Origin of the sequence: Amycolatopsis mongoliensis (assembly GCF_030285665.1) — a bacterium.
Classification (GTDB): domain Bacteria; phylum Actinomycetota; class Actinomycetes; order Mycobacteriales; family Pseudonocardiaceae; genus Amycolatopsis; species Amycolatopsis mongoliensis.
Genome location: NZ_CP127295.1, coordinates 9059401 through 9084988, shown reverse-complemented (window position 1 = coordinate 9084988; position 25588 = coordinate 9059401). Strand labels below are relative to the sequence as shown.

Sequence of the window (25588 nt, the reverse complement as noted above, 5' to 3'; positions counted from 1 at the left end):
CCCCGCGGGAGGACGGCCGTATCACCCGGTTGACGGTCCTCACCCGGTACTGGAAGCGGGACGATCGCAGAGGCCCGAGCACCGGACAACACACCGAGGGGAACCATGCACTGCGTCACGACGCTCGTGGTGGACGACCAGCCCGTGCTCAGGTACGCGGTCCGGCAGCTGCTGCAGGACTACGCCGGCGTCCGGGTGGTGACCGAAGCCGGCACCGAACGGGAAGCGTTGCGGCAATGCGAAAAGAACCACCCCGACATGGTCATCACCGAGCTGTCGATCTCCGGGGAGCCGGCGGGGGCGGGCATCTGCCAGTTCGCCAAGGAACACCTCGAAGGGGCAGTCGTGCTCGTGTTCGCCGGCGACTCCTCGCCGGCGGCCGTGGCGACGGCCCTGAACGCCGGGGCGGACAGTTTCGTGCACAAGTCGGTGAGCGGCGCCCGGCTGGTCGCCGCGGTGCGGTCCACGCTCGCCGGCGGGCGGGTCTGGGTTCCGGCCGGGGAGACGACGCCGCTGCTCGCGGACGCCGTGCCGCACGCCAACGTGATGACCAAGCGGGAGGAGGACATCCTCGCGCTGATGCTCTGCCGGTGGTCGAACGACGAAATCGCCGGCGAGCTGCACCTGGCCCGGCAGACGGTGAAGAACTACTCCAGCCGGATCCTGCACAAACTGGGGTTCGCGAGCCGGCGCGAACTGGTGCACGCACTCGGTTCCCGGGCGGGCCAGGTCCGCCTCGAAGGCCCAGGCCGGCCACCGGGGCCGGCCCGCTGACCGCCCCGCAGGTACCGGGGGTACCGGGACCGGACGAGGTTCGGTACCGGCCGTATCCTGCGGGCCGGCGATCTTCTTCCTAATGTGACCGGTGTGAGCACATCAGCGTCGACGAGGCAAGGGACCGTGCGGCCGTTTCCCGATGAGGGGAGGCCGGTTCCGTGACCCGGTTCGACGCACTGCTCCTGGCCCTGACACTCGGTGCCCCGCCGGCCCCCGCGGCCGCCCCCGCGCCGCAGGTCAAGATCCACGAGGTGCTCGGCGGTCCGGCCGGCTACCTCGACCTGCACAACGTCGGCGCCGCCGCGGCGGATCTCGGCGGCTGGTCCCTGCGGTCGTGCACCGGTGGCCCGGCGCCGGTCGAACTGGCCCTGCTGCCGGTCGGTGCCGAGATCTACGCCGACGGCCACTTCCTGGTCGCCGCCGGTGGTTTCGGCGGAACCGAGGTGGCGGGGCTGGTCGTGCCGGAGATCCCCGGTGACGGCCAGATGCTCCTGGACCAGCGGCGGGTTCGGGTCGACAGCGTCGCCTGGACCTCGGCGTCACCCTGCCGGGAACGGGACGCCGCGGTCGCCTGTCCCGGGCTGGCGGAGTCCCGGGACGCCTTCAGCCGCGACACCGACGACAACCGGGCCGACTTCAGCTGCGCGCGGTCGCGGCGCTGACTTCCGGCTCAGCCGGTCCCCGCGAGAAACGACGAAAGAGGTGTCCGTGGTGCCCGCAAAAAGCACACGCGGGAAAAGAACTCCGTTCCATTCGATGTGCGAGCTGCTCGCCGAGCGGAGGAGTGCGAAAGGGTGGTCCCAGGAAGACCTGGCCACGAGACTGCACGCGATGTCCGGCAACGCGAGCGTCACCCGTGAGGAAGTCTCCCGCTGGGAGCGGGGGAAACGCATCCCCGGCCCGTACTGGCGGAGCTGGCTGAGCCGCGTGCTCGACACGCCCTGCGACGAACTCGAACTCGCCGCGGCGGTGGCCCGGCGACGTCGCCGGAAGAATGCGCCGACCGGCTGAGCAGGAAAGTACCGGATAACTGGCCCCTTCCGGTCGCGTCGATCTTCCCTGGATACTGAAGTGGCCGCCGGCGGAGAACTGTTAATCTCGCGGCGGAGAATGGTATTCGAAATTCCCGAAAATCACCTCGAAAGGACTCAGTCATGCGTCGTCTCCTGGGCGGTTCGGCAATTCTGGCGGTACTGGCGGGCACCCTGGCCGGTGGTGTCGCGACCGCGGCCGCCGAGCCTTCGACCGAAGCCCAGCCGCTCGTTTCGTCGTCGGTGGTGATCAACGAGCTCTCGACCCGTGGCCCCAATGGCGCGACCGACGAGTTCATCGAGATCCGCAACGTGTCGAACCGCGCGCAGGACCTGACCGGCTACACGATCCGCGTCTACGGCCCGTCGAACAACGTGATCGACACGATCGCCCTGCCGGCGGGCATGGTGCTGCAGCCGAAGGGCAACCCGGGCCAGTTCGTGGTGCTCACCGGCCAGAACTTCTCCGGCACCATTTCGGACCAGACCAACGTCGTGCCGTTCTTCCTGGCCGGCCCCGAGGGCATCCCGGCCAACGGCGGGGTCGCCGTGTTCAGCCAGACCGGCACCAAGGTCGACGGCGTCGCGTTCAACGCGGCGGCTTCGACCCCGCGGGAGGGCCAGGCCGCCCTGCCGGAGACCGCGGCCACCGAGCAGCTCGCCGCGGCCAGTGCCCGCGACATCCTGAGCACGGACACCGACAACAACCGCGTGGACTTCTCGCTGCACCAGCGCACCCCCGGCATGGAGAACTGAGCCTCCCCCCGCCAGGCCCGGGCCGCCCTCACGGCCCGGGCCTCCTCCTGGCGGTGTGTCGCCGATGGCGACACACCGCCAGGGAAAGCCATGTCGTTCCGGGAAAACCTGCCTCATCCTCGGGAAACCCCTCTCGCGGCGGCCGTGATCCACGGCCGCCGCGTGGTATCCGAGGAGAGTGAGGTCCGATGTCCCCGCGTTCCCCTCACCCGGCCGGCCGCCCACGTCGCACGTGGAGCCGCTGGGCCGTCGTCGCCGCGATCGTCCTGTCCCCGCTGCCCGTGCCGGGCGTCGCCGGCGCCGCACCGTCCGGACCCCCGGCCGCCGGGCCCCCGGCGGTCCACCGGATCACGTTGCTCACCGGCGACGTGGTCACCTATGAGCAGGACGGCGCGGGGCACCGCACCGCCCAGGTCGAACCGGCGGTCCGCCCGGACCGGCCGCAGCCCGCGTTCCACATCACCACGACGGGCGAAGGGCTGCTCGTCTACCCCTCGGACGCGCTCGCGCTGGTCAGCAGCGGGGCGTTGAGCCGGGACCTGTTCAACCTGACCGAGCTCGCCGAGGACGGCCGGGACGACTCGGCGTCCGCGACGATCCCGGTCATCGCGCGTTACGGCGGCAAGGCGGGGCTTTCCGCGACGGCGCTGGACGCGAAGGGGAAGGCGTTCCCGCGGACCCACCGGCGGATCCCGCTGCCCACGGCCAACGGAGTCGGCCTGCAGGTCGAAAAGGCCGGCGCGGCCGACTTCTGGCGGTCTCTCGTGTCCCGCGACCCGGCCGGGAAACCCACCCTGGCCGCGGGGGTTTCCGAGGTCCGGCTGGACCGGAAGGTGCACGTGGCCCTGGACCGGAGCACCGCGCAGGTGGGCGCGCCGGTCGCGTGGAAGCAGGGCCTGACCGGCGCCGGGACGACGGTCGCCGTCGTCGACACCGGGATCGACGCGCAGCACCCGGACCTGGTGGGCAAGACGATCGCGGCCGAGGACTTCAGCGGTGAAGGCGATGTCGCGGACCACCACGGCCACGGCACGCACGTCGCGTCGATCATCGGCGGCACCGGTGCGGCCTCCGGCGGGCGCTACAAGGGCGTCGCGCCGGACGCGAAGCTGATCGTGGCCAAGGTTTTCGACGCTTCGGGCGCCGGGGACACCGCGCAGGTGATGGCCGGGATCGACTGGGTCGTCGCACAGGGCGCGAAGATCGTCAACCTGAGCCTGGGCGCCGGGGTGAGCGACGGCTACGACCCGCTGAGCCAGCAGCTCGACACGCTTTCGGCGAAGACCGGCACCCTGTTCGTGGTCGCCGCGGGCAACGCGGGGCCGGGCGATCGCACGGTGACGACGCCGGGCTCGGCGTCGTCGGCCCTGACGGTGGGCGCGCTCGACCGCGACAACACCCTTGCCTGGTTCAGCAGCCGCGGCCCGCGGCTGCGGGACGCGGCGGTCAAGCCGGAGATCTCCGCACCGGGCGTCGGGATCGCCGCCGCCCGCGCCGCCGGCACCTCGCTGGGTGATCCGGTCGACGACTTCTACACCCGGGTGTCGGGTACCTCGATGGCCACCCCGCACGTCGCGGGAGCCGCGGCGATCCTGCTCCAGCAACACCCGGGCACGGCGGGGGACGCGCTGAAGAACATCCTGGTCAGCACGGCGAAGGACGTCGGCCTGCGGTGGTACGAACAGGGAGCCGGGCTCCTCGACGTCGGCCGGGCGGTTTCGCAGCAGGCGACCGGTCCGGCGGTGGCGAGCTTCGGCCGCACCGAGCGCACCGGGCCGGGCGCGGCGCAGGTCGTGCGGAGCCTGTCGTACACGAACACCGGTGACCGGCCGCTCGAGCTGAACCTGAAGCTGGCCGTGCGCCCGTGGGACGGGAACGCCCAGCCGCCGACCGGGATGCGCTTGGCGAGCACGACGCTGTCCGTTCCGCCGAAGTCCACCAGGTCCGTCGAACTCAGCCAGGACCCGAACGAAGGTGCCGCCGGGGTCTACGGCGGTGCGGTGGTGGCGACGACCGCGGACGGCGGGTCGGTGCGCACCACCGTGAGCGCCTACAACGCGGCCGCGCTGGTCCCGGTCACCGTCCGCGTGCTGGACTCGGCGGGGGCGCCGGCCGAGCAGGCGTCGGCGCAGCTGATCGACGACGACGGTGGCAGCGGGAACCGCAACGACCCCTTCCTCGACCAGGTCAGCCAGCAGGTCGACCTGGTGGGCGGGGCCGGCCGGGTCGCCGTGCCCGCCGGGCGGTACTCGGCGCTGGGCTGGGTGGTCGAACGCGGCGCGACGGCGCGCCGCTGGTCGGCCGTCAGCGCCTCCGGGGTGGTCGTCCCGGGTACGGCCGAAATCACCTTGAACGCGGCGAACGCCGTCCCGGCCACCCTGGTCACGCCGGCCCCGGCGGATCTTCGGGACCGCACCGTGATGCTGCGGCGGGTGATTCCCCCGGCCGCGGGCACGAACGGCTACATCGGGGAAGCCGGGTTGTCGACGGGCGGGGGAGCCTGGGACGTCCGGGTGGCCCCGGCGGCGGCGACCTCGACCGGCACGATTTCGTTGCAGGACAGCGCGGTGCTGGCGCAGGCGGCCGTCGACCTCCGGGCCGGCGGGACCGTTTTGAACCCGGCGTACGACGTGCCGACGCTGACGGCGAAACTGCCGGGCGAGCGGACCCTGCCCGTCGTGTTCGCCGGGGCGGGCGGAGCCGGCGAGCTCGCCGGGCTGGACGTCCACGGAAAGGCCGTCCTCGTGCGGATCCCGGTCCCGGCCGGTTCGGCCGACCCGGCGGGCGACGTCTTCCTCGGCGCGTCGGACGCGGCCCGTGCGGTGGCCGCCGCGGGCGGGACCGCGGTGCTCCCGTACGCCGATGTGGCGGGCGCTCCGCCGATCCCCGGGCTCACGAGCGCGGTGGTGCCGGCGCTTTCCCTCGGTCACGACCAGGGTGAGGCGCTGCGTGCCGCCGGGTCCGTCTCGGTGCGGCTGGTGGTGCGCGCGGCTCCCGACGCGATGTACAACCTCAGCTACTTCGACGCCAACGGTGTGCCGAAGGACCTCGTGCGCCGGGTCGACCCGGCCACGCTGGTGGCCACGAAGACGACCTACCACGCCGACCGGCCGGAGCTGACCGGGCAGAAGAACTGGTACGCCTTCCCGACCGGTTCCTGGAAGACCCAGCTCGTCCAGGGCGCGAAGATCCCCGTGCCGGGTTCGTGGACGGAGTACACCGGGCCCGGCGACGACCGGCTGGTCTGGAAGCGCGTGGTGACCCTGTCCGGCACCGATGCCGCGGGCAGGCGGGCGTCCCTGGCGATGAACGTCCAGGGTGGCTACCGCCGAGGGGAGCGGTCGAGGCCGGACGAGCACTGGTTCCGCGCCGCGCTCCACAGCACGGCGGTGGAACTGCCGGCGGACCATCCGGCGCGTTATCCGGCGACCGCGAGCGGCTGGACGGTGCTGTGCTCGCTGTGCCGCGGTGGCGAGGACCCGGACCTGTTCGTCCCCGCGCTGCAGTGGTCCGACGGTGGGCACTTCACGAGCCCGTACGAGAACGCCCGGTACTTCACCGGCACCACCGCTCGCCTGTTCCGGAACGGGGCCGAGGTTCCGCGCTCCAATGCGGACGATCCGCTGGCGCTGTTCCCGGTGTTCCGGCTCGCCCCGGAACCCGCGGTGTACCGGCTCGACGTCACCGACGTGATGCCGGCGCAGGCCCAGGTCGGCACGCCCAGCGGTGTCCTGTTCCGGCACGCCCCGCGGACCGAGACGTCGTGGACGTTCGCTTCGGAGCGGTCCGGCGCCGCACCGCCGGCCGGGTTCTCGTGTTATCCGGGTGGGGGAGCGTGTTCCTTCCAGCCGCTCATCCAGCTGGACTACCGGTTCCCGCTGGACCCGGCCAACCGCGCGCCGGCGGGGCCGTCGTTCACCTTCGACGTCGCCGCCGCGTCGCATTCCGGCGCGCGCGGCGGCGGACCGGTGACGCAGCTGCGGGTGTCCACTTCGGTGGACGGTGGCCGCACGTGGACGGCGGCGGTCGCCAAGCCGCAGGGCGATGCCGTGTGGACGGTCACGGCGAACCAGCCGCCGGCGACCGACGGGTTCGTCTGGCTGCGCACGGAAGCCCGTGACAGCTCGGGGAACACGGTCACGCAGACGGTTCAGCGGGCCTATGCGCTCGCGGACCCGGGCGTGGTTCGCCCGCAGTGACCCAGCCTCGCGCGGCAGCCTGGAGCCCGGCCTGGAACCGGGTGCTGGCGCCGAGGACGGTCATGAGGTTGCTGAGCCGGCGCTGGAACGTCCGGTAGCTCATGCCGAGCTGCTTGGCGATGCTCCGGTCGGGCAGGCCGGTGGTGAGGAGCGCGAGGAGCCGGGCGTCGTCGAGCGGCAGGACGCCCGGCTCCCCGCCGGTGGCGGCGGGCAGCCGCAGCGGAAGTCCTTCCTGCCAGAGGAGCCCGAACAGGGCACCGAGCGCGTCGAGCAGGGCGCACCGCCGGATCACGAGCGCGGTGCCGACGACGGGAAGATCGGACCGCAAGGGCACGAGCGCGACGTCGTGGTCGACCAGGATCATCTTCAGCGGCGCGGAAGGGACGACCCGGGCTTCCTCCCCGAGCGCGAGCCCGGCTTCGAGATCGGTGGGCAGGTCGTGTTCGTCGAGCGCACTCCGGTCGTACACGCCGCGGAACCGCACGCCCCGCTCGAGCAGTTCGCGTTCGGCGGGGTGCAGCACCGTGGGCGGCTGTGCATACGGCGGCTTGTCGACGAAGGCGACTTCGTTCTCGGCCGACCGGAGCAGCTGATCGGCCCGCTCGGTGATCCGCTCGTTGCCCTCGATCACCTCGATGAGGTCGACGGGATGTTTCGCGGGAGCCTCGCGAAACCGCTCCTTGAGCCGTTCGGTGACCAGCCGCGCGGCGGAGAGCTCCTGGTCTTTTCGCCGGAGCATCGCTTCGAGGGCCACTTCGGGCTGTACCGGGGAATAGGCACGAGGTGTCCCGGGGAGGCGGGCGAGGAGGCCCTTGCGGGTGAGGACTTCCAGGATGGGGAGGAGTTCTTCGCCGGGGAGCGCCGTCGCTTCCCGGATCTCGGCGAGAGTCATCGACCTGGTGCCGGCGAAGGCCTGGTAGACGTCGAGATCGGTTTCCCGGAGACCGATGATGTCCAGCATGCCTCTCCCGCTGCAGGCCACTTGCCGGCCGACACTACCCGCCGGTGATCGGCAGGAGGAGGTACCGGCGGTACTCAGTAGGGCTGCCGGTCTTCCGGTCCGCACCGTCGACGCGATGCCGGCGCCCCGGCCCGCTTTCGCCCGCGCCGGGTGACCCCAGGAGGTGCGCGGCCTGCCACCGTGGGACGGCCGACCGCCGCCTGCCTCCGGAGGGTGCCGCATGGTGCGAGTCTCGCTCACCGACTTCCCGGCCCACCGGTTCCGGTCGTTCCGGCGGTCCCGGCACCGGACGGCGGAGCCGCGCGCCGCACGCCATCCCTTCCGGGGCTTCACCGGCCGGTTCACCGCGAAGGAGCACCCACCGCCCGTGTCGTGGCCGCCCGCGGACGAGCCGGCGACCGGTACCCCCCTGCCCCGTGCGGTCGTGGTGCTGCTGGGGGCGGCCGCCGCGGTCGTCGTGCTGGCCGGGCTGCGCGCGGTCGCCTGGCTCGTGGGCCCGGCGTTCCTCGCCCTCGTCCTGGTGATCACCCTCGACCCGGTGCGAACCTGGTTGCGGAGCAAGGGTTTCCCGCGTTGGCTCACGGTCACCGTGCTGGTGGCCACCGTCTACGCCGCACTGCTCGCGTTGTTCGTGGTCGTCGTGGTGTGCCTGGCGCAGCTCTCGGCCCTGCTCCCCGATTACGCCGGACGGGTCGACGACCTGCTGCGCGACGGCCTGACGGTCCTGCGCCGCTTCGGCGTCGGCGAACAGCAGGTCCGCGACATGCTGTCCTCCGTGGACGCCGGGAAGCTGATCGGCTTGGCCGGATCCCTGCTCGCCGGCGTCGGCGGCCTGGTCACGAACCTGGTCTTCCTGCTGGCCCTGCTGCTGTTCCTGAGCACCGAATCGGCGTGGGCCGGCCGGCGGCTCGGCATGATCGCCCGGGACCGGCCGTGGATCACCGCCGCGCTCCGGCGTTTCGCCACCCGCACCCGGACCTACCTGCTCGTGACGACCGTGTTCGGTGCGGTGGTGGCGGCGCTCGACACCGCCGCGCTCGCCCTGCTCGGCATCCCGGCGGCCGTGCTGTGGGGCCTGCTGGCCTTCGTCACCAACTACGTCCCCAACGTCGGCTTCGTGATCGGGGTCGCGCCGCCCGCGCTCATCGCGCTCCTCGACGGCGGCTGGCGCGCCCTGCTCGCGGTGCTCATCGTGTACGCCGTGCTGAACTTCGTCGTGCAGTCCCTGATCCAGCCCCGGTTCGTCGCGGGCTCGGTCGGTCTGTCCACTTTGGTCACCGTGCTCGCACTGGTGTTCTGGACCTGGCAGCTGGGCCCGCTCGGGGCGGTCCTCGCCGTGCCCGCGACCCTGCTGGCCAAGGCGCTGCTCGTGGACGTCGACCCGCGGGCCCGGTGGGCGGACGCGCTCCTGTGCGCGCCGCGCCGGGACGAGTAGCTCAGGTCAGGCCGTGTTGCCGCGCGACCACCACGGCCGAGCGGCGGTTGTTCACCCCGAGCTTGCCGTAGATGGCCCGCACGTGGGTCTTCACGGTGTTGACCGAGACGGTCAGGTCCGAGGCGATCTCGTCCAGCGAACGCTGCGACGGAAGCCGACGGAGCACCACCTGTTCGCGGTCGGTCAGGGTGCTGCGCGGTGCGTGCGGCGTGAGCCTGCCGTGGACGGACTGCGCGAAGCGGTCCAGCGAGCCGAAGCCGCCCGAGTGGTCGATCAGCAGGCGCCCGACCTCCGGCTCGGTGAGCGCGAACGGGCGCATCAGCTCGTACGGCCGGGCGAGGGTGAGCGCGTGATCCAGCGCGTGCAGGGCTTTGGTCCGCCGGTGGGAGCGCAACGCGAACGCGGTCTCGACCAGGCAGATGTCGACCGGGGTGGCCGGCAGCAGCGCCGGCCTGGCCGCGGCCTCGTGCAGGACCGTTTCGGCCAGGTCGGCCTCTCCGGCGGCGAGGTGGGCGCGCATCTGGAGCAGTGCCAGCTCGGCGCTGCGGGGCAGCCGCCCGTGCGCCCAGGCGACGACCTCGGCGGCGTGCAGGGGCTCGCCGACGGCGAGTGCCGCGTGGTGTTCGGCGATCGCGCAGACCCCCGCGATCTCGCGGGGCAGGTCCACGCCGGCGAACCGGTGCCGCGCCGCCCGCATCGCCTGCGAGCCGGCCGACCGGTCACCCTCGTCGAAGCGCACCACGCCGTCGAAGAAGCACCGGAGCGGGACGAGCACCGGCGCGCACCCGGGCGCTTCCGCCTGCGTCGCCTCGGCCAGCTCACGCGCGGCGGCGACCGGCTCGGCGCGCATGAGGTCGTCGTAGGCCAGCATCAGGTGGCACTCCGCCACTCCCGGGGAACGGCGCCAGCCGTGCCGCCGCGCGACGGCGAGCGCCCCGGTGCAGGCCCGCCGCATCGCCGGGTGGTCCCCGCGGAGCGCGGTGGCGACGGCCAGTGCGAACCGGCTGTGGAGCACCAGGTGATCGAGCTGCTCACCGTGGGCCAGGCGCAACGCCTCTTCCGCCCGCGTGACGGCGTGCCGGCGGGCACCCCGGTACAGCGACCGCCACGCGAGATCGAGCTTCTCCCACGCGTCGAACGCCGGGGAAAGCGCCACCGGTGCCACCGTCGTCTGCGGTGGCCGCCGCCCGGTCACCAGCGCGTGGTGCCGGACGGCCAGCGCGTGCAGGCCGTCGTCGCCGCCCGCCCCGGCCAGATCCGCGGCGGCTTCGGCCAGTTCGCCGCGCTGGATGTGCTCCAGCGCGGAGGCCAGCCGCAGCCGCGGGCTGGCGGCCACCGTCGCCGCGCCGAGGTAGGTCAGGGCGACCCGGACGGGATCCCCTTCCCCGGCCAGCACCTGGCGCACGGCGTGGTTGCGCGCCAGCGTAAGGACGTGCTGCCGGTCCCGGCCCGCCACCGCGTGCGCCAGCGCGTCGCCGAACCGCCCTTCCCCGGCGTACCAGCGCGCGGCGATGCCGTGCAGCCGCTGGACCCGCGCCGGGCACCGCCGCGCCAGCTCGGACCGCAGGAAGCCGCGCAGCAATGGCGGGAGCCGGTAGGTCTCGGCCGGCGTGCACACGACCAGCGACATCGCGCGCGCCAGCTCGTCCAGCACCACCCCGGCGTCCGGGCGGCCCGACAGCCGGGCCGCGAGCGTCGCGCTCACCGTGTCGCAGACGCTGATGCACAGCAGCAGGTCCGACGTGGTCGCCGGCAGCCGGGAGAGCACCTCGTCGGCGAAGAACCGCGCCACGGCGCGGTCATCCCCGTCGACGGCGGCGATGAGCTCGTCGGCGTCCGGTGCGCCGTGCACCGACACCGCCGCCCAGCCGAGCGCCGCGGCCCAGCCCGCCGTGCGCTCGGTGAGGTCGCGGACACGGTCGTCGCTGACCACCGCCCCGGTGGCCCGCAGCAGGCTCGCCGTCTCCCGGGCGCTGAACCGGAGCTCGGCCGGGCCCACCCGCGAAAGCGCCCCCTCGACGTGCAGGCGTGCCAGTCTCAGGCGGGGTTCGACCCGCGTCGCCAGCACCAGCCGCAGGCCGGCCGGCTGGTGGCGCGCCAGCGCCCCGAGCGCTTCCAGGGGCTCCGCCCGGGAGATCTCGTGGAAGTCGTCCAGCACCAGCCGCACCGGCGCGCGCAGCCCGGCGAACGCGTCACCCAGGTCGGCCAGGAACTCCGTCCGCCGGCCGGGCGACGGCGGGGCGAGGCGGTGCAGCCGGCCGTCCTCGGGCACACCCGGGCAGCGGCGCAACGCGCCGAGGATCGCCGCCCACAGCCGGCTTTCGTCGTTGTCGTCACGGTCCAGGGACACCCAGGCGACATCCCGGCGATCGCCGGCCCAGCCCGCCAGCGCCGTGGTCTTGCCGGTCCCCGCCGGGGCCCGGACCACGGTCACCGGCAGGGCGGTGGCCCGGTCGAACAACGCGGCCACCCGGGGACGGGGGACGAAGATCCGGGACACCCGCGGCACCGTCACCTTGGCAGCGGGTATCCGCCAGGGCCGCGACCTCGTTCGAGCGGGCAAGTCGACCTCTCGGCTGTCGGAAGGGATCGGTCCCGGTCCCGAGGTCCTGCGCCGGGCGGAGGCCACGACTTTACTGATCACCGGCGTGCGTTGTCCGGCAAGGGTTTCCGGGGTCACCAGATCTCGTAGGTGGCTTCGTCGCCGTGCACGACGACCGCCCAGATCACCAAGACGTCGAGGGCGATCACGACGACGCCCCAAACCGGGTACGCCGACAGGAACGTCAGCTGTGCCAGCGCGTTGAAGCCGGCGAGCGCGACGGCGACGACCCGGGCCCACTGCGCGCCGGTGAACAGCGCGAGGCCGGTCAGCACGGCGAGGATCCCGACGATCAGGTGGAGCCAGCCCCAGCCGGTGAGGTCGAAGACCAGCAGACCCACCGGGCTGAGCACGTAGTAGTCGCGGGCGAAGAGCGCGACCAGCCCCTCCACCACGTTGAACAGGCCGGCGAGGACCGTGATCACCCCGGCGAACCAGATCCAGCCGACCCGGCGCGACCGGGCGACGGCGCGGTCCGGCGGCGACGGCGGTGCCCCCGCTCCGGGCGCGCCGGTCCTGGGCTGCGTGTGTTCACTCATGGTCCCTCTCTCCGTGGAACGACGGGACTTGCGGACCCGGGCGATCATGGTCGGTCCGCCACCGGGACGGCCTCGCCCACGTCAGGTGAGATCAGGATCGCGCCGGCCCGGCCCCCGGCTCACACGGCACGGGCGATGCCGCGGACCGGGACCCCGGGGCACTGTGCCGCACGGACCACCCGATCCCGGAGCGAGAAAGGCGTCACCATGACCACGTTGACCGTCTGGAGCTTCCCCACCGCCGAGGGCGCCGAAAACGCGCTCGGCCTCCTGGAACAGCTGCAGAAACAGCAGCTCATCTCGATCAGCGACGCCGCGTACGTGACGTGGCCCGAAGGCAGGAAGAAGCCGAAGACCAAGGACCTCGGCACCCTGACCGGGGCCGGCGCGCTGGGTGGCGGGTTCTGGGGCCTGCTGTTCGGCCTGATCTTCCTGGTCCCCCTGCTCGGGATGGCCGTCGGCGCCGCGATCGGCGCGCTGACCGGGTCACTGGCCCACGTCGGCATCGACAAGGAGTTCATCGAGACCGTCCGGGCGCAGGTGCGGCCGGGGACGTCCGCGCTGTTCGTGCTGGCCGGTGACACCGTGCTGGACCGGGTCGTCGAGCCGTTCAAGGAGACCGGCGCCTCGCTGCTGACCACCAACCTCTCCACCGAAGAGGAGGAGCGGCTGCGCGAGGCGTTCGCCGAGACCCCGCAGGCCGACACCCCGGAGGAAGCGGAACGGCTTTGACGTCATCCCCGTGCGGGACGCCCGGCGAGCACCCGCAGGAGCGCGGCGACCGCCCGCCGGACGCCCTTCGGGGCCGCCGCGGCCGGTGACGCCCCGGGAGCGCCGGGCGGCAGGCGCACCCGCAGCGCACCGGGCAGCGCGTGGAACCGCAGCGGCGGCGCGCACCGCAGGGGTTCCCCGTCGACCGCCAGGTCGACGACCGGGTCCGCCGACTCCACCGTGAACGCGGAGGTCGTCCAGGCCCGGTACCCGGGAAAGCGGGCCACGTTCCCGCTCAGCTCGGCCGTGACCAGCTCCGGCACGTCCCGTGCCCGGTCGACGACGACCGTGACGACGCCGAGCACGCCGCCGTCGAGGCGTTCCCGGCTGCCGAACCCGCTCAGCCGCTCGAGCCGGTAGGGCCCGTTGGACACGAGCACGACGTCCGCGGCCCTCCCCGGCGGCCCGTCCGGGCCCGGGAACCGCAGCCGGCTGCGGGCGTCCGGGCCGAGCAGCTCGGGCAGGCACCGGGCGATCGTGGCGACCTTGGCTTCGCGGTAGCCGGGAACCCGGACCACGGCCGCGTACACCCCGAGCGAGACGTTGTTGACGAACACCCGGCCGTCCACGACCCCGAGGTCGACCCGCCGCTCGACGGCTTCGCCGAAGGCGGCCAGCGCGCCCGCCGGGTCCTCGCGGTCCAGCCCGAGATCGCGCGCGAAGTGGTTGCGGGTACCCGCCGGGACGCAGACGAAGGGCAGTCCGTGCCGGCGGGCGACGTCGGCGACCACCGCCTGGCAGCCGTCACCCCCGGCCATCCCGAGCACGTCCGCGCCACCGGCCACGGCCCGCTCCGCGACCTCGCGCAGGTCCTCTCCGAGCCCCAGCTCCACCGGCCGGGCACCGAACCCGCGGGCCCGGTCACCGAGCCGGGAAGCCGTGGCCACTCCCTTGCCGGACAACGGGTTGAGCAGCAACACGCCCGAGCGCGCGGGTCCGGTGCGACAGATCCGGGGCGGGCGTGGCAGGTCCCGGCCCAGTGCGGTCCGGGCGGTCGCGAACGACACGCCGGCGAGGCCCGCGGCGGTCGCCAGCAGTGCGTAGGCGTGCACCCCCGGCAGCAGCACGAGCAGGACCGCGGCGACGCCCCCGAGCGCCGCCGCGGCCACCGCCGGAAGCCCGCGGCGCACCAGTGCCGCCCAGCCGGCGCCGAGCACGCCCCCGAGCAGGAGCACCGCGAGCACCAGCTGGACCGGGTGGCGGAACAGGGCACCGAGCACCACGGCGAACGCCGCGAGCAGGGCCGCCACGGAGATCCCCGCACCCACCCGCCGGATGACCGGAGGCCGCCCGTCCGCCCGTTCCGCCATCGCCGCACCTCCGCCGCCCACCCTGCGGGCCGGCCGGTCCCGGGTCGTCACCCGCGGCGGATGAGCCGCGGTTCACCCCGGGCGGGCGACGCCTCCGCCGTCGCCACGGCCGACGATTCGCCCATGCCGCACACCAACCAGGACACCGCGACCCGCGACGACCGGATCGCCCGGGGCCGCACCGCTCGCGCCGCCGTGCCGAGGTCGCACCACGCCGAGTTCCCGCCGCCCGGCCGGCGGCCGGATCCGCTGGCCCTGCTCGCCCGGCAGGACGCCGACCGGGTCCCGGAGCTGGTACCGATCCGGTACGGGCGGATGGCCGCCTCCCCACTGGCCTATTTCCGCGGCGCCGCGTTGCCGGCGGCCGCCGACCTCGCGACGACCCCGCGGACCGGGCTCGTCGTCCAGGCGTGCGGCGACGCTCACCTGACCAACTTCGGCCTGTTCGCCTCGCCGGAGCGCCGGCTCGTGTTCGACCTCGTCGACTTCGACGAAACCCTGCCCGCGCCCTGGGAATGGGACGTCAAGCGGCTCGCGGCGAGTGTCGAGGTCGCCGCCCGGGAGAACGCCCACCCGCCCGCGCAGCGCCGTCGCGGGGTGCTCGCCGCGGTCGAGTCCTACCGCCAGGCGATGCACGACTTCGCCGGCCGGACGGCACTCGAGGTCTTCCACGCCCACGCCGACGCCGACGCTCTCCGGGCGATCGCGGCCCACCGCCTGGGATCCTCGGGGCGTCGCCGGTTCGACCGCACGCTGGCCCGCGCCCGGGCGAGGAACGACGTCGACGCCCTGCACCGGTTCACCGAGATCCGCGACGGACGGCTGCGGCTGTCCGCCCGTCCGCCGCTGGTCGTCCCGGTCAGCCGCCTCGCCGGCGACGGCGATCCCGGGACGCTCGAGGAGCGCCTCGGCGACGTCCTGTCGCGTTACCGGCGCACGCTGGCGCCCGAGCGCCGGGCCGTGCTGGACCACTACCGGCTGGCCGACGTCGCCCGCAAAGTCGTCGGGGTGGGCAGTGTCGGCACCCGGTGCTGGCTGGCCCTGCTCGTCGGCCCCGGCGCCGAGGACCCGCTCTTCCTCCAGCTGAAGGAAGCCGGGCCGTCGGTGCTGCAGGAGTTCACCGGCGCCGCCGTGCGCTGCGAGGCGGGCCGGCGGGTGGTCACCGGGCAGCGACTGATGCAGGCGGTCGGGGACGTCTTCCTCGGCTGGGTCCGCACCACGGGGTTCGACGGTCGCGTCCGGGACTTCTACGTCCGCAGGCTGTGCGACGGCAAGGGCGTCGCCGAGGTCACGACGATGACGGCGAACGTGCTGCGGGCCTACGCCCGGCTGTGCGGGTGGACCCTGGCCAGGGCGCACGCCCGTACCGGGGACCCGCTCGCGATCGCGGCGTATCTCGGCTCCGGCCCGGGGTTCGCCGAAGCCGTCCGCGAGTTCGCGGTGGCCTGCGCCGACCAGAACGAGCGCGACCACACCGCGCTGCGCTCGGCGATCCGCCGCGGCCACATCGCGGTGGCGTCCGGCCCGTGAGCAATCACCTCGCCGGGGTGAAGCGGCACGGCCGCGGCCGTGCCGATCCTGCTTCCATGACAGACACGGAGGAGCGGTGCCGGTTCCGGACCACGCGGCGATCGCCGTGGTGGCCGGGCTGTTCCGGCTCGGCAGCCTCGCGGTCGGCCGCGGGATCGCGGCGCTCGTGGGCACCGGCTCGCCGGCAGCGGCGCCGGCGTGGCGCGGCGCCGGTCCGGCGTGTCCCTTTCGGCGATTCGCCGCCGGTATTCACGGAATTCCCCGGTGTGCCGACTGCGGGAGTTCCCGGACCCGGTGCACCGAGTCCACTCGCATCCCGAGCGTCTCGAGCCGGCGCAGGATTCGCGGAAGACTTCCGGGATCGGCGACCGTGGCGAAGACGATCATCTCCGGTGGAACGGGCACGACGAGCATTCCCTGGAAATCGTCTACCGAACCCTCCGCCTGTTCGGGAATCCGGCCGCAGCCCCGGAAGACGTAATTCGGCCCCGTCGGCGCGCGGTGGGCCCGTTCCGGGTGGCGGCTCACCGCTCACCCGCCCGGCGGCCGGCCCGGCCCGCCGTGTGCCACGCCGCGGCGATCAGCACCACGTCGACCAGCAGCACGGCCGCCGACCAAGCGTGTGACGGCAGGAAGAGCAGCCGTGCCACCGCGTCGATCCCGGCGCGGAGGCCGAGTCTCACCGCGGTCGCGGACGGCAGGGCCGCGAGCGCGACCGCCAGCGACAGCAGCACGGCAGCGGTCCCGATCCGGCCCGTCCGCAGCACGTCGAGCACGACGAGCTCGCCCGGGCCGACCCACAAGAACCGCGTGGCGACGCATCCTCGCTTCGGTGGATTACGGATTGCTCGGCTATTTCGGGAATGTCCACGACCGTTCACGGGCCACACAATTCTGGGTCCGCGGGACGGTTTCCTCGCCCACCGCGGGTGAAGTGGGCGAATTGCGTGGCAAGATCCGCCTGCCAGTGTGAAACTGACCGAAAACAAGGAGGGTGCATGCCGATCCGTCACGACATTTTTCCCCGAAGACGAGTTCCGGGAACCAAGGTGACGATTCCGGTGCCACCGCCGGATCTCGTTTCCCGGCCGCGGTTGCTCACCCTCCTCGACGAAGCGAGCGACGCGGTCATGGTGTTCGTCGGCGCGCCCGCCGGGTTCGGCAAGACCGTGCTGCTCGCGGACTGGGCCCACCGCCGCGGCCGCGGCGGGGTCGCCTGGGTGTCCGCCGACGCCGGCGACAACGACGACCGGCTCCTCTGGTCGGCGATCCTCGAAGCGCTCTGCGGCTGCGCCCGGATTCCCGCCGCCAGCCCGCTCCGGCAGCTCGCCGTGCCCCGCGCACCGAGCACGGACCTCGGCTTCCTCGCCCAGGTCGCCGAGTCCCTCGATGCACTGCCCGGGCCCGTGCTGCTGGTGCTCGACGGCACCCAGGAGATCACCGCGTCCTGCGTCTGGCGCGGGCTCCGAGCCTTGGTCCGCCACCGGCCGGCGGGGCTGCGCCTGGCCGTGTCGAGCCGCCGGGAGCCGCCGCTTGCCCTGGTGCGTGCCCGGCTGGCGGCCGACCTCGTCGAACTGGGGCCGCCGCAGCTGCGGTTCTCCGCCGAAGAAGCCGCGACCTTCGTGCGGAGCACCGGCGCGGGAATCCCGCCGGAGCAGCTCGGCCTGCTCGTCGCCCGGACCGAGGGCTGGCCGGCCGGGCTCCGCCTCGCCGCGGCGGCCGCGGCCCGGTCCGGCAGCCTGCGCGACTTCTTCGCCGGCCGCGACCAGGCCGTGCTCGACTACCTGGTCGACGAGGTACTCGCCCCGCTGACCACCGCACAGCGGGACCTGCTGCGAGCGATCAGCATCTGCGACGATGTCCCGGCCGGACTCGCCGCCGCGCTCGGCGGCCGGCCGGAGGCCGAAGCGATGCTCCGGGAGCTCGGTGAACCGGCCGCCCGGGTCGTCCATTCCGGCGGGACCCCACCACAGCACCGGCTCCCCCCGCTGCTGCGCACCTACCTGCGGGCAGAGCTCCTGCGCCGGGCACCGGAGCGGACCCGGACCCTGCACGCGACGGCAGCACGCTGGTTCGCCGACCACGACCGGCCGGCCTCGGCGCTGCTGCACAGCGTCCGTTCGGGGAACGCCACCCGCCTCCGCGAGCAGCTGCGCCGGCACGCGGTGACGCTGTTCCTCAGCGGCGACCACCACGTCCTGCGGCTGGCTCTCGCCGTGCTCGACGGCAGGCAGGTCACCGCCGACCCGCTGCTGGCGCTGGTCTCGGCGGCGCTGTGCCTGGAGACGGGCGACACCTCGGCCGCCGGGCTGCAGCTGGCCCGGGCGGAAGCGGCGTGGCCGGACCGGCCTTCGGCGGAACTGACCGTGCTGCGGCAGCTGGCGTACTCCCGGCTCGCCCAGCTCGACCGCAGCCCGGTCCAGGCCGTGCGGGCGGCCGAGCGGGTCGACGAGGAGCTGGCCGGGCACACGGGACTCGGTGGGCTCGCGACCCTGCAGCGGACCGGCGTCCTGATCGCCTGCCACGAGCGGGGACCCGCGAGGGAGGAGCTGGTGCGGGTCCTGGACGCCGCCCAGGACCACGGCCAGGACTTCCTGGTGGCCCGGTGCCTCACCACGCTCGGCGGCCTGGCCTGCTACGACGGCGACTACCGGGTGATGGACACGCTGGCCCGCCGCGTCGCGGCCCGCTGCCCGGCGGACGCCCCCCGGCGTTCGCTCGAGGGCGCGCAGGCCTGCGCCCTGCTCGCGTACGGTGCCCTGCTGCGCGGGGAACCCGCCGAATGCGTCGACCAGGCGAAGCGGATCGGGCGGCTGCTCGGCGACGCGCCCGCCCGTACGGCCCGCAACCTCCGCCTGATCGCCGAAACACTGCGTGGCGCCGCCGAGTTCGAACTCGGCGGCTGGCAGGCGGGACTGCGGCGGATGCGCCGGGCCCGGACGCACCTGGGCGCCGGACGAGCCTGCCCGGCCGAACACGCCGCGCTGTGTGCCGTGCTGGAGCACCGCGCCGCGCTGCGGCTCGGCGCGGCGGCACAGGCCAGGGAGACGGTCCGCTGGGCTCAGCCGATGCTGGCCCGCTCGGGTGAACTGCTCGTGCTGCGGGCCCGCACCCAGCTGCGGCTCGGCCGCCCGGGCGCGGCGAGTTCCGTGCTGCGCTCCCTGGCGGACGAGGAGGCGCCGATGGTGCTGCCGTGGGTGGCGATCGAGGCGTCCGTGATCAGTGTGCAGGCAGCACTGGCGGCCAGGGCGCAGGAACGGGCGGTGCGGTTCCTCGACCACGCGCTGCGCACCGCCGAACCCGCCGACGTCCGTTTCCCGTTCGTCTTCGCACCCCCCGACGTCGTCGCGTTCCTGACCGCCCGGCTCGGCAGGCTCGGCCGCGGCGAACGGTTCGCCGGTCAAGTGCTCGCCCTGCGCCGCCGGCTGCACACCCCGCCGATGCCGGCGCCGCTGACCGAACGCGAGCGCAGCGTGCTGCGCCTGCTGCCCACCCAGCGGTCCATCGACGAGATCGCCCAGGACCTGACGGTCTCGCCGAACACCGTCAAGACCCACGTCCGCGGCATCTACGCGAAGCTCGACGTCCGCAGCCGGCGCGACGCCGTGGCGATCGCGCTCCGGCGCGGCCTGCTCGACACCGAGCTCACCGACTTCACGAGCTGACGTCCGCTCGCCTCACCCGGCGTGGGTGAGGCGAGCGCGCCCGGGATCCGGTCGAGTGAGCCACCCCGATCCCCGGTGTGAGGAGTTTCAATGATCGTGTCAAGCAGCAGCCGTGACCGGCGGTGAATGATGGAACTCACGACCATCGCGCAGCAACGCCCACATGACGTCGACCAGGCGGCGGGCCAGTGCGATCAACGCCTGGGTGTGCCGTTTCCCCTCACCACGTTTGCGCAGGTAGAAAGCCCGGGAGGGACCGTCGGGACGTTTGATCGCCGACAACGCAGCCAGGTAGAACACCCGGCGCAGCCCACGGTGATAGCGCTTCGGCCGGTGCAGGTTGCCCCGCACCCGCCCGGAATCACGCGGCACCGGCGCCAGCCCGGCATAGGCCGCCAGATGCGCGGAACTGCCGAACGCAGCCCGCAGATCACCGCCGGTCCCGGCCAGCAGCGAAGCACCCAGGATCGGACCGAACCCGTCGAGACTGGTGATGCGCCCCGCGTCGGGATGCTCACCAAATCGGTCAGCGAGCTGCTTGCCCAGATCCTTGATCTCCCGATCCAGCTCCAAAAGCTGCCGCGCCAGCCGCGCGATCAGCGGCGCGGTCACCGATTCCTGCGGCAACGCAACGGTTTGCTCGGCAGCGGCAGCAAGGGCCTTGTCCACCATGGACGGAATACCCCTGGCCCACGCACCGTGCTCGTCCAGGTAGGCCGACACACCGGCCGCCCCGGCAGCGCGGATCCCGGCCGGGGTCTGGAAACCGGTCAGCAGCACCAGCGCCGAGCGGGTGGAGTAATCGAACGCCCGCTCCAGCGCAGGAAAAATACTCGCCAGCAGCTCACGGATCCGGTTGACCCCGCGCACCCAGTCAGCCATCAGGTCCTCCCGCCGCGCGGTGAGCACCTGCAGATCGGTCACCACCGCATCCGGGCTGGTGATCGGGGTCAGATCACCGCGCAGACGCGCGGTTTCGGCGATCGTGCGGGCGTCTTTGGCGTCGGTCTTGCCCTCACCGACGAACGCACCGGCCATCCGGTTGACCAGCCGGCCCGGCACCGACACCACCGGCTGTCCGGTGGCCAGCAACAGGGTGATCAGCAAACCGGCCGCACCGGAAGTCATGTCCACTGCCCACACCACCTCGGACGCTTTCGCGGTGGTGCGGGCGATCAGCTGCTCGATCGGGGCCTGCCCGTTGGCCACCTTCCGAGAGAACACGATCTTGCCGGTCTCATCCACCGCGCACGCGTGGTGGAAACCTTTGCCGACGTCGATCCCGACCCACACCTTGCCCACGGCCACCCGGCCTGTCCTCCCGTCTTCCCAGCTCACCCCGTGGACGACCCGCCGGCATCTCCATAAACAGCGACCGAGCGCAGATCTCAATCAGCGGCCAGGGCGTCCAGAACGACAGAGCGGCCACTCCTCAGAAGCCACCTCACGAGGCAAGACATCATCAGCCACACCCCATCGCCCTGGGCATCCAGAACATCCCGTCCTGAACACCAACAATCTTATGGAGACGTCATGACCCTGGCGAGCGCGGAGTACCCGTTCCTCGAGCTGATGTGGACGATGCTGGTGTTCTTCTGCTGGGTCGCCTGGTTCTGGCTGCTGTTCGTCGTCCTGGGGGACCTCTACCGCAGGCCCGACGTGTCCGGATGGAGCAAGGTCGCCTGGACGCTGCTGGTGATCGTGCTGCCCTTCCTCGGCGTTCTGCTCTACCTGGGCACTCAGGGCAGGCACCTGGGGGAGCGGCGGCGGGCGCGCGAACTGGACGCGCAGCGCCGGTTCGAGGACTACGTCCGCTCGGTGTCCACGGCGGACCGGACCGGCGCGGCGCAGATCGCCGAGGCCAGGCGGTTGCTGGACCAGGGCGTCATCGACGACGAGGAGTACCAGGCCCTCAAGCGCAAGGCGCTCGCGCCTTGACCCCGGCGCGGCGGTGGCGGTTCGTCCACCTCGCGGTGCTCCGCCCCCTGGCCACGGTCACCGCGCTGGTCTGCCTGTACTACCTGCTCCCGGTCGACCAGGGGCTGCGGCCCTGGACCGTGGCCGTCTTCGCCGGTGGCCTCGCCGTCGTGGTCCTGCTCGTCGTCGGCGAAGTGCGGATGATCCTGCGCTCGCCGTTCCCCGCCTGGCAGGGTGTCCAGGCGCTCGCCCTGATCGTCCCGCTGTTCCTGCTCCTGTTCGCCGACCTCTACTACGTGCTCGGCCACGACCGGCCCGGCTCGTTCGGCTCCGCGCTGACGCGGACCGACGCCCTGTACTTCACGGTCACGGTGTTCGCCACCGTGGGGTTCGGGGACATCACGCCGGTCTCGACGACGGCCCGGGTCGGGGTCACGATCCAGATGCTCGCCGACCTGGTGGTGCTGAGCGTCGTGCTGCGCGTGATCGTGACCGCGGTGCGGCACCGGCGTTCGTCCACATCGGACAGCTCAGCCGGGCGCCGGCGCGCCGGCGCCCGGACGCGGGAGCAGCACGGCCGCGACCAGCCCGGCCACCGCGGCGATCCCGAGGGTGGCGAGGGCCAGGGCGAAAGACGTCCCGCCCGGGCGAGGCGCCCCGGCGAGGACGGAACCGGCCAGCGCCGTACCCACCGACGAGCCCAGGTTGGACACACAGCGCGAGACCCCCGAAATGTCTCCCTGCGCCGAGTCCGGGCAGCGGGACTGCACCAGGTTCACCGACGCCGTCAGCATGATCCCGACCCCGGCGCCGAGCAGGAACAGGCCGGGCACCGCGCTCGCCACCCCCGAGTCCACGCGCACCAGGGCGAGCACGAGCGCGAGTCCGGCGATCGCGAGGACGAACCCGCCGCGGATCAGGCGGCGCTGCGAGTGCCGGCGCGCCATCCGCCCCGCCGCCGCCGAGGACCCCAGGATGCCGATCGTCGCGGGCAGCAGCATGAGGCCGGTCTCGATCGCGTCGTACCCCCGGACCTGCTGGAGGAACACGGCGATCACGAAGAACGAGCCCTGCAGGACGAGCCACTGCACGTGCTGGGTGAGCAGGCCGAGACCCGTGACGCGGTCGCGGAAGAGCGCGGACGGCACCAACGGCACTCCACCCGCCCGCTCCCGCGCGCGGACCTGCGCGAAGAACAGAGCCAGGATCCCGGCGCCGATCCCGGCGAACAGCCACAACGGCGAGAGCCCGCCGGCCGGCAGCAGCACCACCCCGCCGACCACGAAGTCCGCGCGCGAAACGAACCAGCCGTAGGTCCCCGACTGCAGCACGCCGAACACGACGAAGAACAGACCGGCCGCCGACAGGACCGCGCCGGCGACGTCGAACCGCGGCCTGCCGGGCGGTCGTGGCGGCTCGGTGACCCGCCGCGCCAGCAACACGATCCACCCGACGAGCAGCACCTGCAGCAGGAAGGAAGCGCGCCAGCCGAACCAGGTCGTGACGAGGCCGCCGACGAGCGGCCCGGCGGCGGCGCCGAGCGCGCCGGCTCCGCTGACCACACCGAAGCGCCGGGCTCGGGTCCCGACGTCGGAGCTGGTCACGGTGACCAGGATGTAGATCGGCGGGATCATCAGCGCCGAACCGATCCCCTCCAGCAAGGAATACCCGAGAATCAGCAGCCCCGGCCCCGGGGCGGCCGACGCGAGCAGCGCGCCGGCGCCGTAGACGACGAGGCCGGCGACGAAACACCGCTTGCGGCCCAGGACGTCGGTCAGCTTGCTGCCGGGCACCATCAGGGACGCCATGGTGAGCGTGAACAGCGTGATCGCGGTCTGGACGCCGAGCACCGTCGTGCCGAGATCGGCGGCGATCGCGCTGACGGCCACGGTCATGGTGGTCGCGGCGTAGCTGGCGACGAACTGGGCGAGGGCGAGCGGCAGCACGGTCATCGGCGGGGGTCCTCCCGGTCGCTGGTGCCGCACACGGTGTCGCGACCGCGTCCGGGCCACCTCACCCCGCGCGGATGAGGCGGCTCCCGCCCGCCGCGACGACGGTGATCGCGTCCGAACCCGTGCCCCTTTTGTGGAGGAACCATGACCGAAACCGCGATCGCCGAGCACGGGCTGATCGGCGACCTGCACACCGCCGCGCTGGTGACCACCGACGGGTCGATCGACTGGTTCTGCAGTCCTCGCTTCGACGCGCCGTCGATCTTCGGCGCGCTGCTCGACGACGAGCGCGGCGGCCGGTTCCGCATCCGCCCGGCCGGGCCCCACACCAGCACCCAGCTGTACTACCCGGACACCGCGGTGCTGATCACCCGGTTCTGCGGTGCGGACGGGATCGGCGAGGTCGTCGACTTCATGCCACCGCAGGACACCGCCGCTTCCGTGACGCACCGGATCGCCCGGCTGGTGCGTTGCGTCCGCGGCCGGATCGCCTTCGAAGTGCTGGTCGCGCCCCGCTTCGACTACGGCCGCCGTCCGCACAAGGCGATCCTCGTCAAGAACGGAGCCGTCTTCGTCGCGAACGAGATCTCCTTGGCGCTGCACCCGGTCCGCGAACCCGGCGACGAGCACCTCACCGAGGCGCACGTCGACGGCGGCGACGTCCGCCTGCGGCTCGTCCTGACCGCCGGCCAGGCCCGGGGAGTCGTGCTCGAGACGGGCGCCGCGGAACCGCCGCGCGAGATCCGCCTCGCCGAGTTCACCGCACTGTTCGACACCACGGTCGGCTGGTGGCGGGCGTGGCTGGCCCGCTCCACCTACCGCGGTCGCTGGCGGGAGATCGTGGCCCGCTCGGCGATCACCCTCAAGCTGCTCACCTACGCGCCCACCGGCGGGCTGGTCGCCGCACCCACCCTCGGCCTGCCGGAGCGGGTCGGGGGTGAGCGGAACTGGGACTACCGCTACACCTGGGTCCGGGACGCGTCGTTCTCCGTCTCCGCGCTGCTGGCACTCGGCTTCGCCGAGGAGGCCGCCCGGTTCGGCGGCTGGCTGGGTGACCGGATCCGCGAAGGTGACGGCGGTGCCGGCGGACCGCTGGCCGTGCTGTACCGGGTGGACGGTTCGTCGGACCTGGCGGAGGAGAGCCTCGCGCACTGGTCCGGGTATCGCGGGTCGTTGCCGATCCGGATCGGCAACGACGCGGCCGGGCAGCTGCAGCTCGACATCTACGGCGAGGCACTGGACAGCGTCTTCGCCGCCGACCGGGCGGGGTTCGGGCTTCCCCACCGCGGCTGGACCGCCGTCCGCGCGGCGCTCGACTGGCTCGGCGAACACTGGGACCAGCCGGAGGAGGGGATCTGGGAGACCCGGGCGGGCCGCAAGTGCTTCACCTACGGCAGGCTGATGAGCTGGGTCGCCTTCGACCGCGGCCTCCGCTTGGCCGCCAAGCACGGCCGCCCGGCCCCGGTGGAGGACTGGACCTGGCAGCGCGACAGCATCTACGAACAGGTCCTGAACCGGGGCTGGCACCGGACGCGGCACGCGTTCGTCCAGCACTACACCGGCGACGAGCTGGACGCGGCGCTCCTGCGGATGCCCCGTACCGGCTTCCTCGCCGCCCGGGACCCGCTGTGGCTGTCGACCCTCGACGCGATCGGCGCCGATCTGGTCACCGACAGCCTCGTCCACCGCTACGATCCGGCCGCGTCCCCGGACGGGCTGGCGGGCTCGGAAGGCACTTTTTCCTTGTGCAGCTTCGCCTACGTGGACGCGCTGACCCGCGCCGGCCGGCTGGAGGAGGCGCGCGCGGCGTTCGAAAAGATGCTGACGTACGCCAACCACGCCGGCCTCTACGCCGAGGAGATCTCACCGACCGGTGAGCAGCTGGGCAACTTCCCGCAGGCCTTCACCCACCTCGCCCTCATCGACGCCGCGGTCACCCTCGACGCGGCCCTCGGCTGAGGCCGGCGCGTCGGGAGCCCTCGACAAGATCACCCTCTGAGCCACACATCCGGGACCCGGCCCACGCCGACCGCCGTCCTTCCTGAGCTACGGTCGCCGCTTCCTGGTCTTCGACGGCCGAAGTCCGGCGCCGGCCGCGCACCTCTTCCGGCTGACGAGCAACGGCAGTCAGGTGAGTGGGTAG

General features: G+C 73.2%; 18 protein-coding genes and 1 pseudogene. 12 read left to right on the top strand and 7 right to left on the bottom strand.

What is annotated here, in order from left to right; genetic code table 11:
• The first annotated feature begins 105 nt into the window (after positions 1–105).
• From QRX60_RS43560 to QRX60_RS43540, 5 genes are all read left to right on the top strand, one after another.
• Complete coding sequence (locus QRX60_RS43560; RefSeq protein WP_285997323.1) at positions 106–774, top strand: response regulator; 669 nt, start codon at positions 106–108, stop codon at positions 772–774.
• Positions 775–935: 161 nt separating this feature from the next.
• The gene (locus tag QRX60_RS43555; RefSeq protein ID WP_285997322.1) at positions 936–1439 is read left to right on the top strand and encodes a lamin tail domain-containing protein; all 504 of its coding nucleotides are present in this window, start codon (positions 936–938) and stop codon (positions 1437–1439) included.
• A 94-nt stretch (positions 1440–1533) separates the two neighbouring features.
• On the top strand, positions 1534–1788 hold the full coding sequence (locus QRX60_RS43550) for a helix-turn-helix transcriptional regulator (protein ID WP_285997321.1): 255 nt from the start codon (positions 1534–1536) through the stop codon (positions 1786–1788).
• 143 nt (positions 1789–1931) lie between these two features.
• Positions 1932–2564, top strand: a complete 633-nt coding sequence (locus QRX60_RS43545; RefSeq protein ID WP_285997320.1) for a lamin tail domain-containing protein — start codon at positions 1932–1934, stop codon at positions 2562–2564.
• Positions 2565–2752: 188 nt separating this feature from the next.
• On the top strand, positions 2753–6763 hold the full coding sequence (locus tag QRX60_RS43540; RefSeq protein ID WP_285997319.1) for a S8 family serine peptidase: 4011 nt from the start codon (positions 2753–2755) through the stop codon (positions 6761–6763).
• On the opposite strand, the gene QRX60_RS43535 is transcribed toward QRX60_RS43540, so the two are convergent.
• Positions 6702–7724 (bottom strand): helix-turn-helix domain-containing protein, encoded by a 1023-nt coding sequence (locus QRX60_RS43535; protein WP_285997318.1) that lies wholly within the window; start codon positions 7722–7724, stop codon positions 6702–6704. The genes QRX60_RS43540 and QRX60_RS43535 overlap by 62 nt on opposite strands.
• Positions 7725–7944: 220 nt before the next feature.
• On the opposite strand from QRX60_RS43535, the gene QRX60_RS43530 reads away from it, so the two are divergent.
• Positions 7945–9159, top strand: a complete 1215-nt coding sequence (locus QRX60_RS43530; protein WP_285997317.1) for an AI-2E family transporter — start codon at positions 7945–7947, stop codon at positions 9157–9159.
• Position 9160: 1 nt separating this feature from the next.
• On the opposite strand, the gene QRX60_RS43525 is transcribed toward QRX60_RS43530, so the two are convergent.
• Together QRX60_RS43525 and QRX60_RS43520 are read right to left on the bottom strand one after the other, a co-directional pair.
• A complete protein-coding gene (locus tag QRX60_RS43525) occupies positions 9161–11659 on the bottom strand; it encodes a LuxR C-terminal-related transcriptional regulator (protein WP_285997316.1) in 2499 nt (832 codons plus the stop codon).
• 176 nt (positions 11660–11835) lie between these two features.
• Complete coding sequence (locus tag QRX60_RS43520) at positions 11836–12300, bottom strand: DUF7144 family membrane protein (RefSeq protein ID WP_285997315.1); 465 nt, start codon at positions 12298–12300, stop codon at positions 11836–11838.
• Positions 12301–12507: 207 nt separating this feature from the next.
• On the opposite strand from QRX60_RS43520, the gene QRX60_RS43515 reads away from it, so the two are divergent.
• Positions 12508–13032 carry a DUF1269 domain-containing protein gene (locus QRX60_RS43515; protein WP_285997314.1) on the top strand — a complete coding sequence of 175 codons (525 nt, stop codon included), beginning with the start codon at positions 12508–12510 and terminating at the stop codon, positions 13030–13032.
• Between the two features lie 2 nt (positions 13033–13034).
• Here the strand turns inward: QRX60_RS43515 and QRX60_RS43510 are convergent, their stop codons facing one another.
• Complete coding sequence (locus tag QRX60_RS43510) at positions 13035–14381, bottom strand: diacylglycerol/lipid kinase family protein (protein WP_285997313.1); 1347 nt, start codon at positions 14379–14381, stop codon at positions 13035–13037.
• A 123-nt stretch (positions 14382–14504) separates the two neighbouring features.
• Here QRX60_RS43510 and QRX60_RS43505 point away from each other — a divergent pair, with 123 nt between their 5' ends.
• Positions 14505–15911: a DUF2252 domain-containing protein gene (locus QRX60_RS43505; RefSeq protein ID WP_285997312.1), complete on the top strand. Its 1407-nt coding sequence runs from the start codon at positions 14505–14507 to the stop codon at positions 15909–15911.
• 524 nt (positions 15912–16435) lie between these two features.
• On the opposite strand, the gene QRX60_RS43500 is transcribed toward QRX60_RS43505, so the two are convergent.
• Positions 16436–16687 (bottom strand): hypothetical protein, encoded by a 252-nt coding sequence (locus QRX60_RS43500; RefSeq protein ID WP_285997311.1) that lies wholly within the window; start codon positions 16685–16687, stop codon positions 16436–16438.
• A 222-nt stretch (positions 16688–16909) separates the two neighbouring features.
• Here QRX60_RS43500 and QRX60_RS43495 point away from each other — a divergent pair, with 222 nt between their 5' ends.
• Positions 16910–19576 (top strand): LuxR C-terminal-related transcriptional regulator, encoded by a 2667-nt coding sequence (locus QRX60_RS43495; protein ID WP_285997310.1) that lies wholly within the window; start codon positions 16910–16912, stop codon positions 19574–19576.
• 99 nt (positions 19577–19675) lie between these two features.
• Here the strand turns inward: QRX60_RS43495 and QRX60_RS43490 are convergent, their stop codons facing one another.
• Positions 19676–20884 (bottom strand): IS110 family RNA-guided transposase, encoded by a 1209-nt coding sequence (locus QRX60_RS43490; protein WP_285995415.1) that lies wholly within the window; start codon positions 20882–20884, stop codon positions 19676–19678.
• Between the two features lie 225 nt (positions 20885–21109).
• Between QRX60_RS43490 and QRX60_RS43485 the strand changes: the two genes are divergently transcribed.
• Both QRX60_RS43485 and QRX60_RS43480 read left to right on the top strand, forming a co-directional pair.
• The gene (locus QRX60_RS43485) at positions 21110–21514 is read left to right on the top strand and encodes an SHOCT domain-containing protein (RefSeq protein ID WP_285997309.1); all 405 of its coding nucleotides are present in this window, start codon (positions 21110–21112) and stop codon (positions 21512–21514) included.
• 179 nt (positions 21515–21693) lie between these two features.
• Positions 21694–21933: pseudogene (locus tag QRX60_RS43480) on the top strand (ion channel); the annotation flags it as partial.
• A 90-nt stretch (positions 21934–22023) separates the two neighbouring features.
• Here the strand turns inward: QRX60_RS43480 and QRX60_RS43475 are convergent.
• Entirely contained in the window at positions 22024–23445 is a 1422-nt protein-coding gene (locus tag QRX60_RS43475) for an MFS transporter (protein ID WP_285997308.1), read from the bottom strand.
• A 144-nt stretch (positions 23446–23589) separates the two neighbouring features.
• On the opposite strand from QRX60_RS43475, the gene QRX60_RS43470 reads away from it, so the two are divergent.
• Positions 23590–25404 (top strand): glycoside hydrolase family 15 protein, encoded by a 1815-nt coding sequence (locus QRX60_RS43470; protein ID WP_285997307.1) that lies wholly within the window; start codon positions 23590–23592, stop codon positions 25402–25404.
• Positions 25405–25588 lie beyond the last annotated feature (184 nt).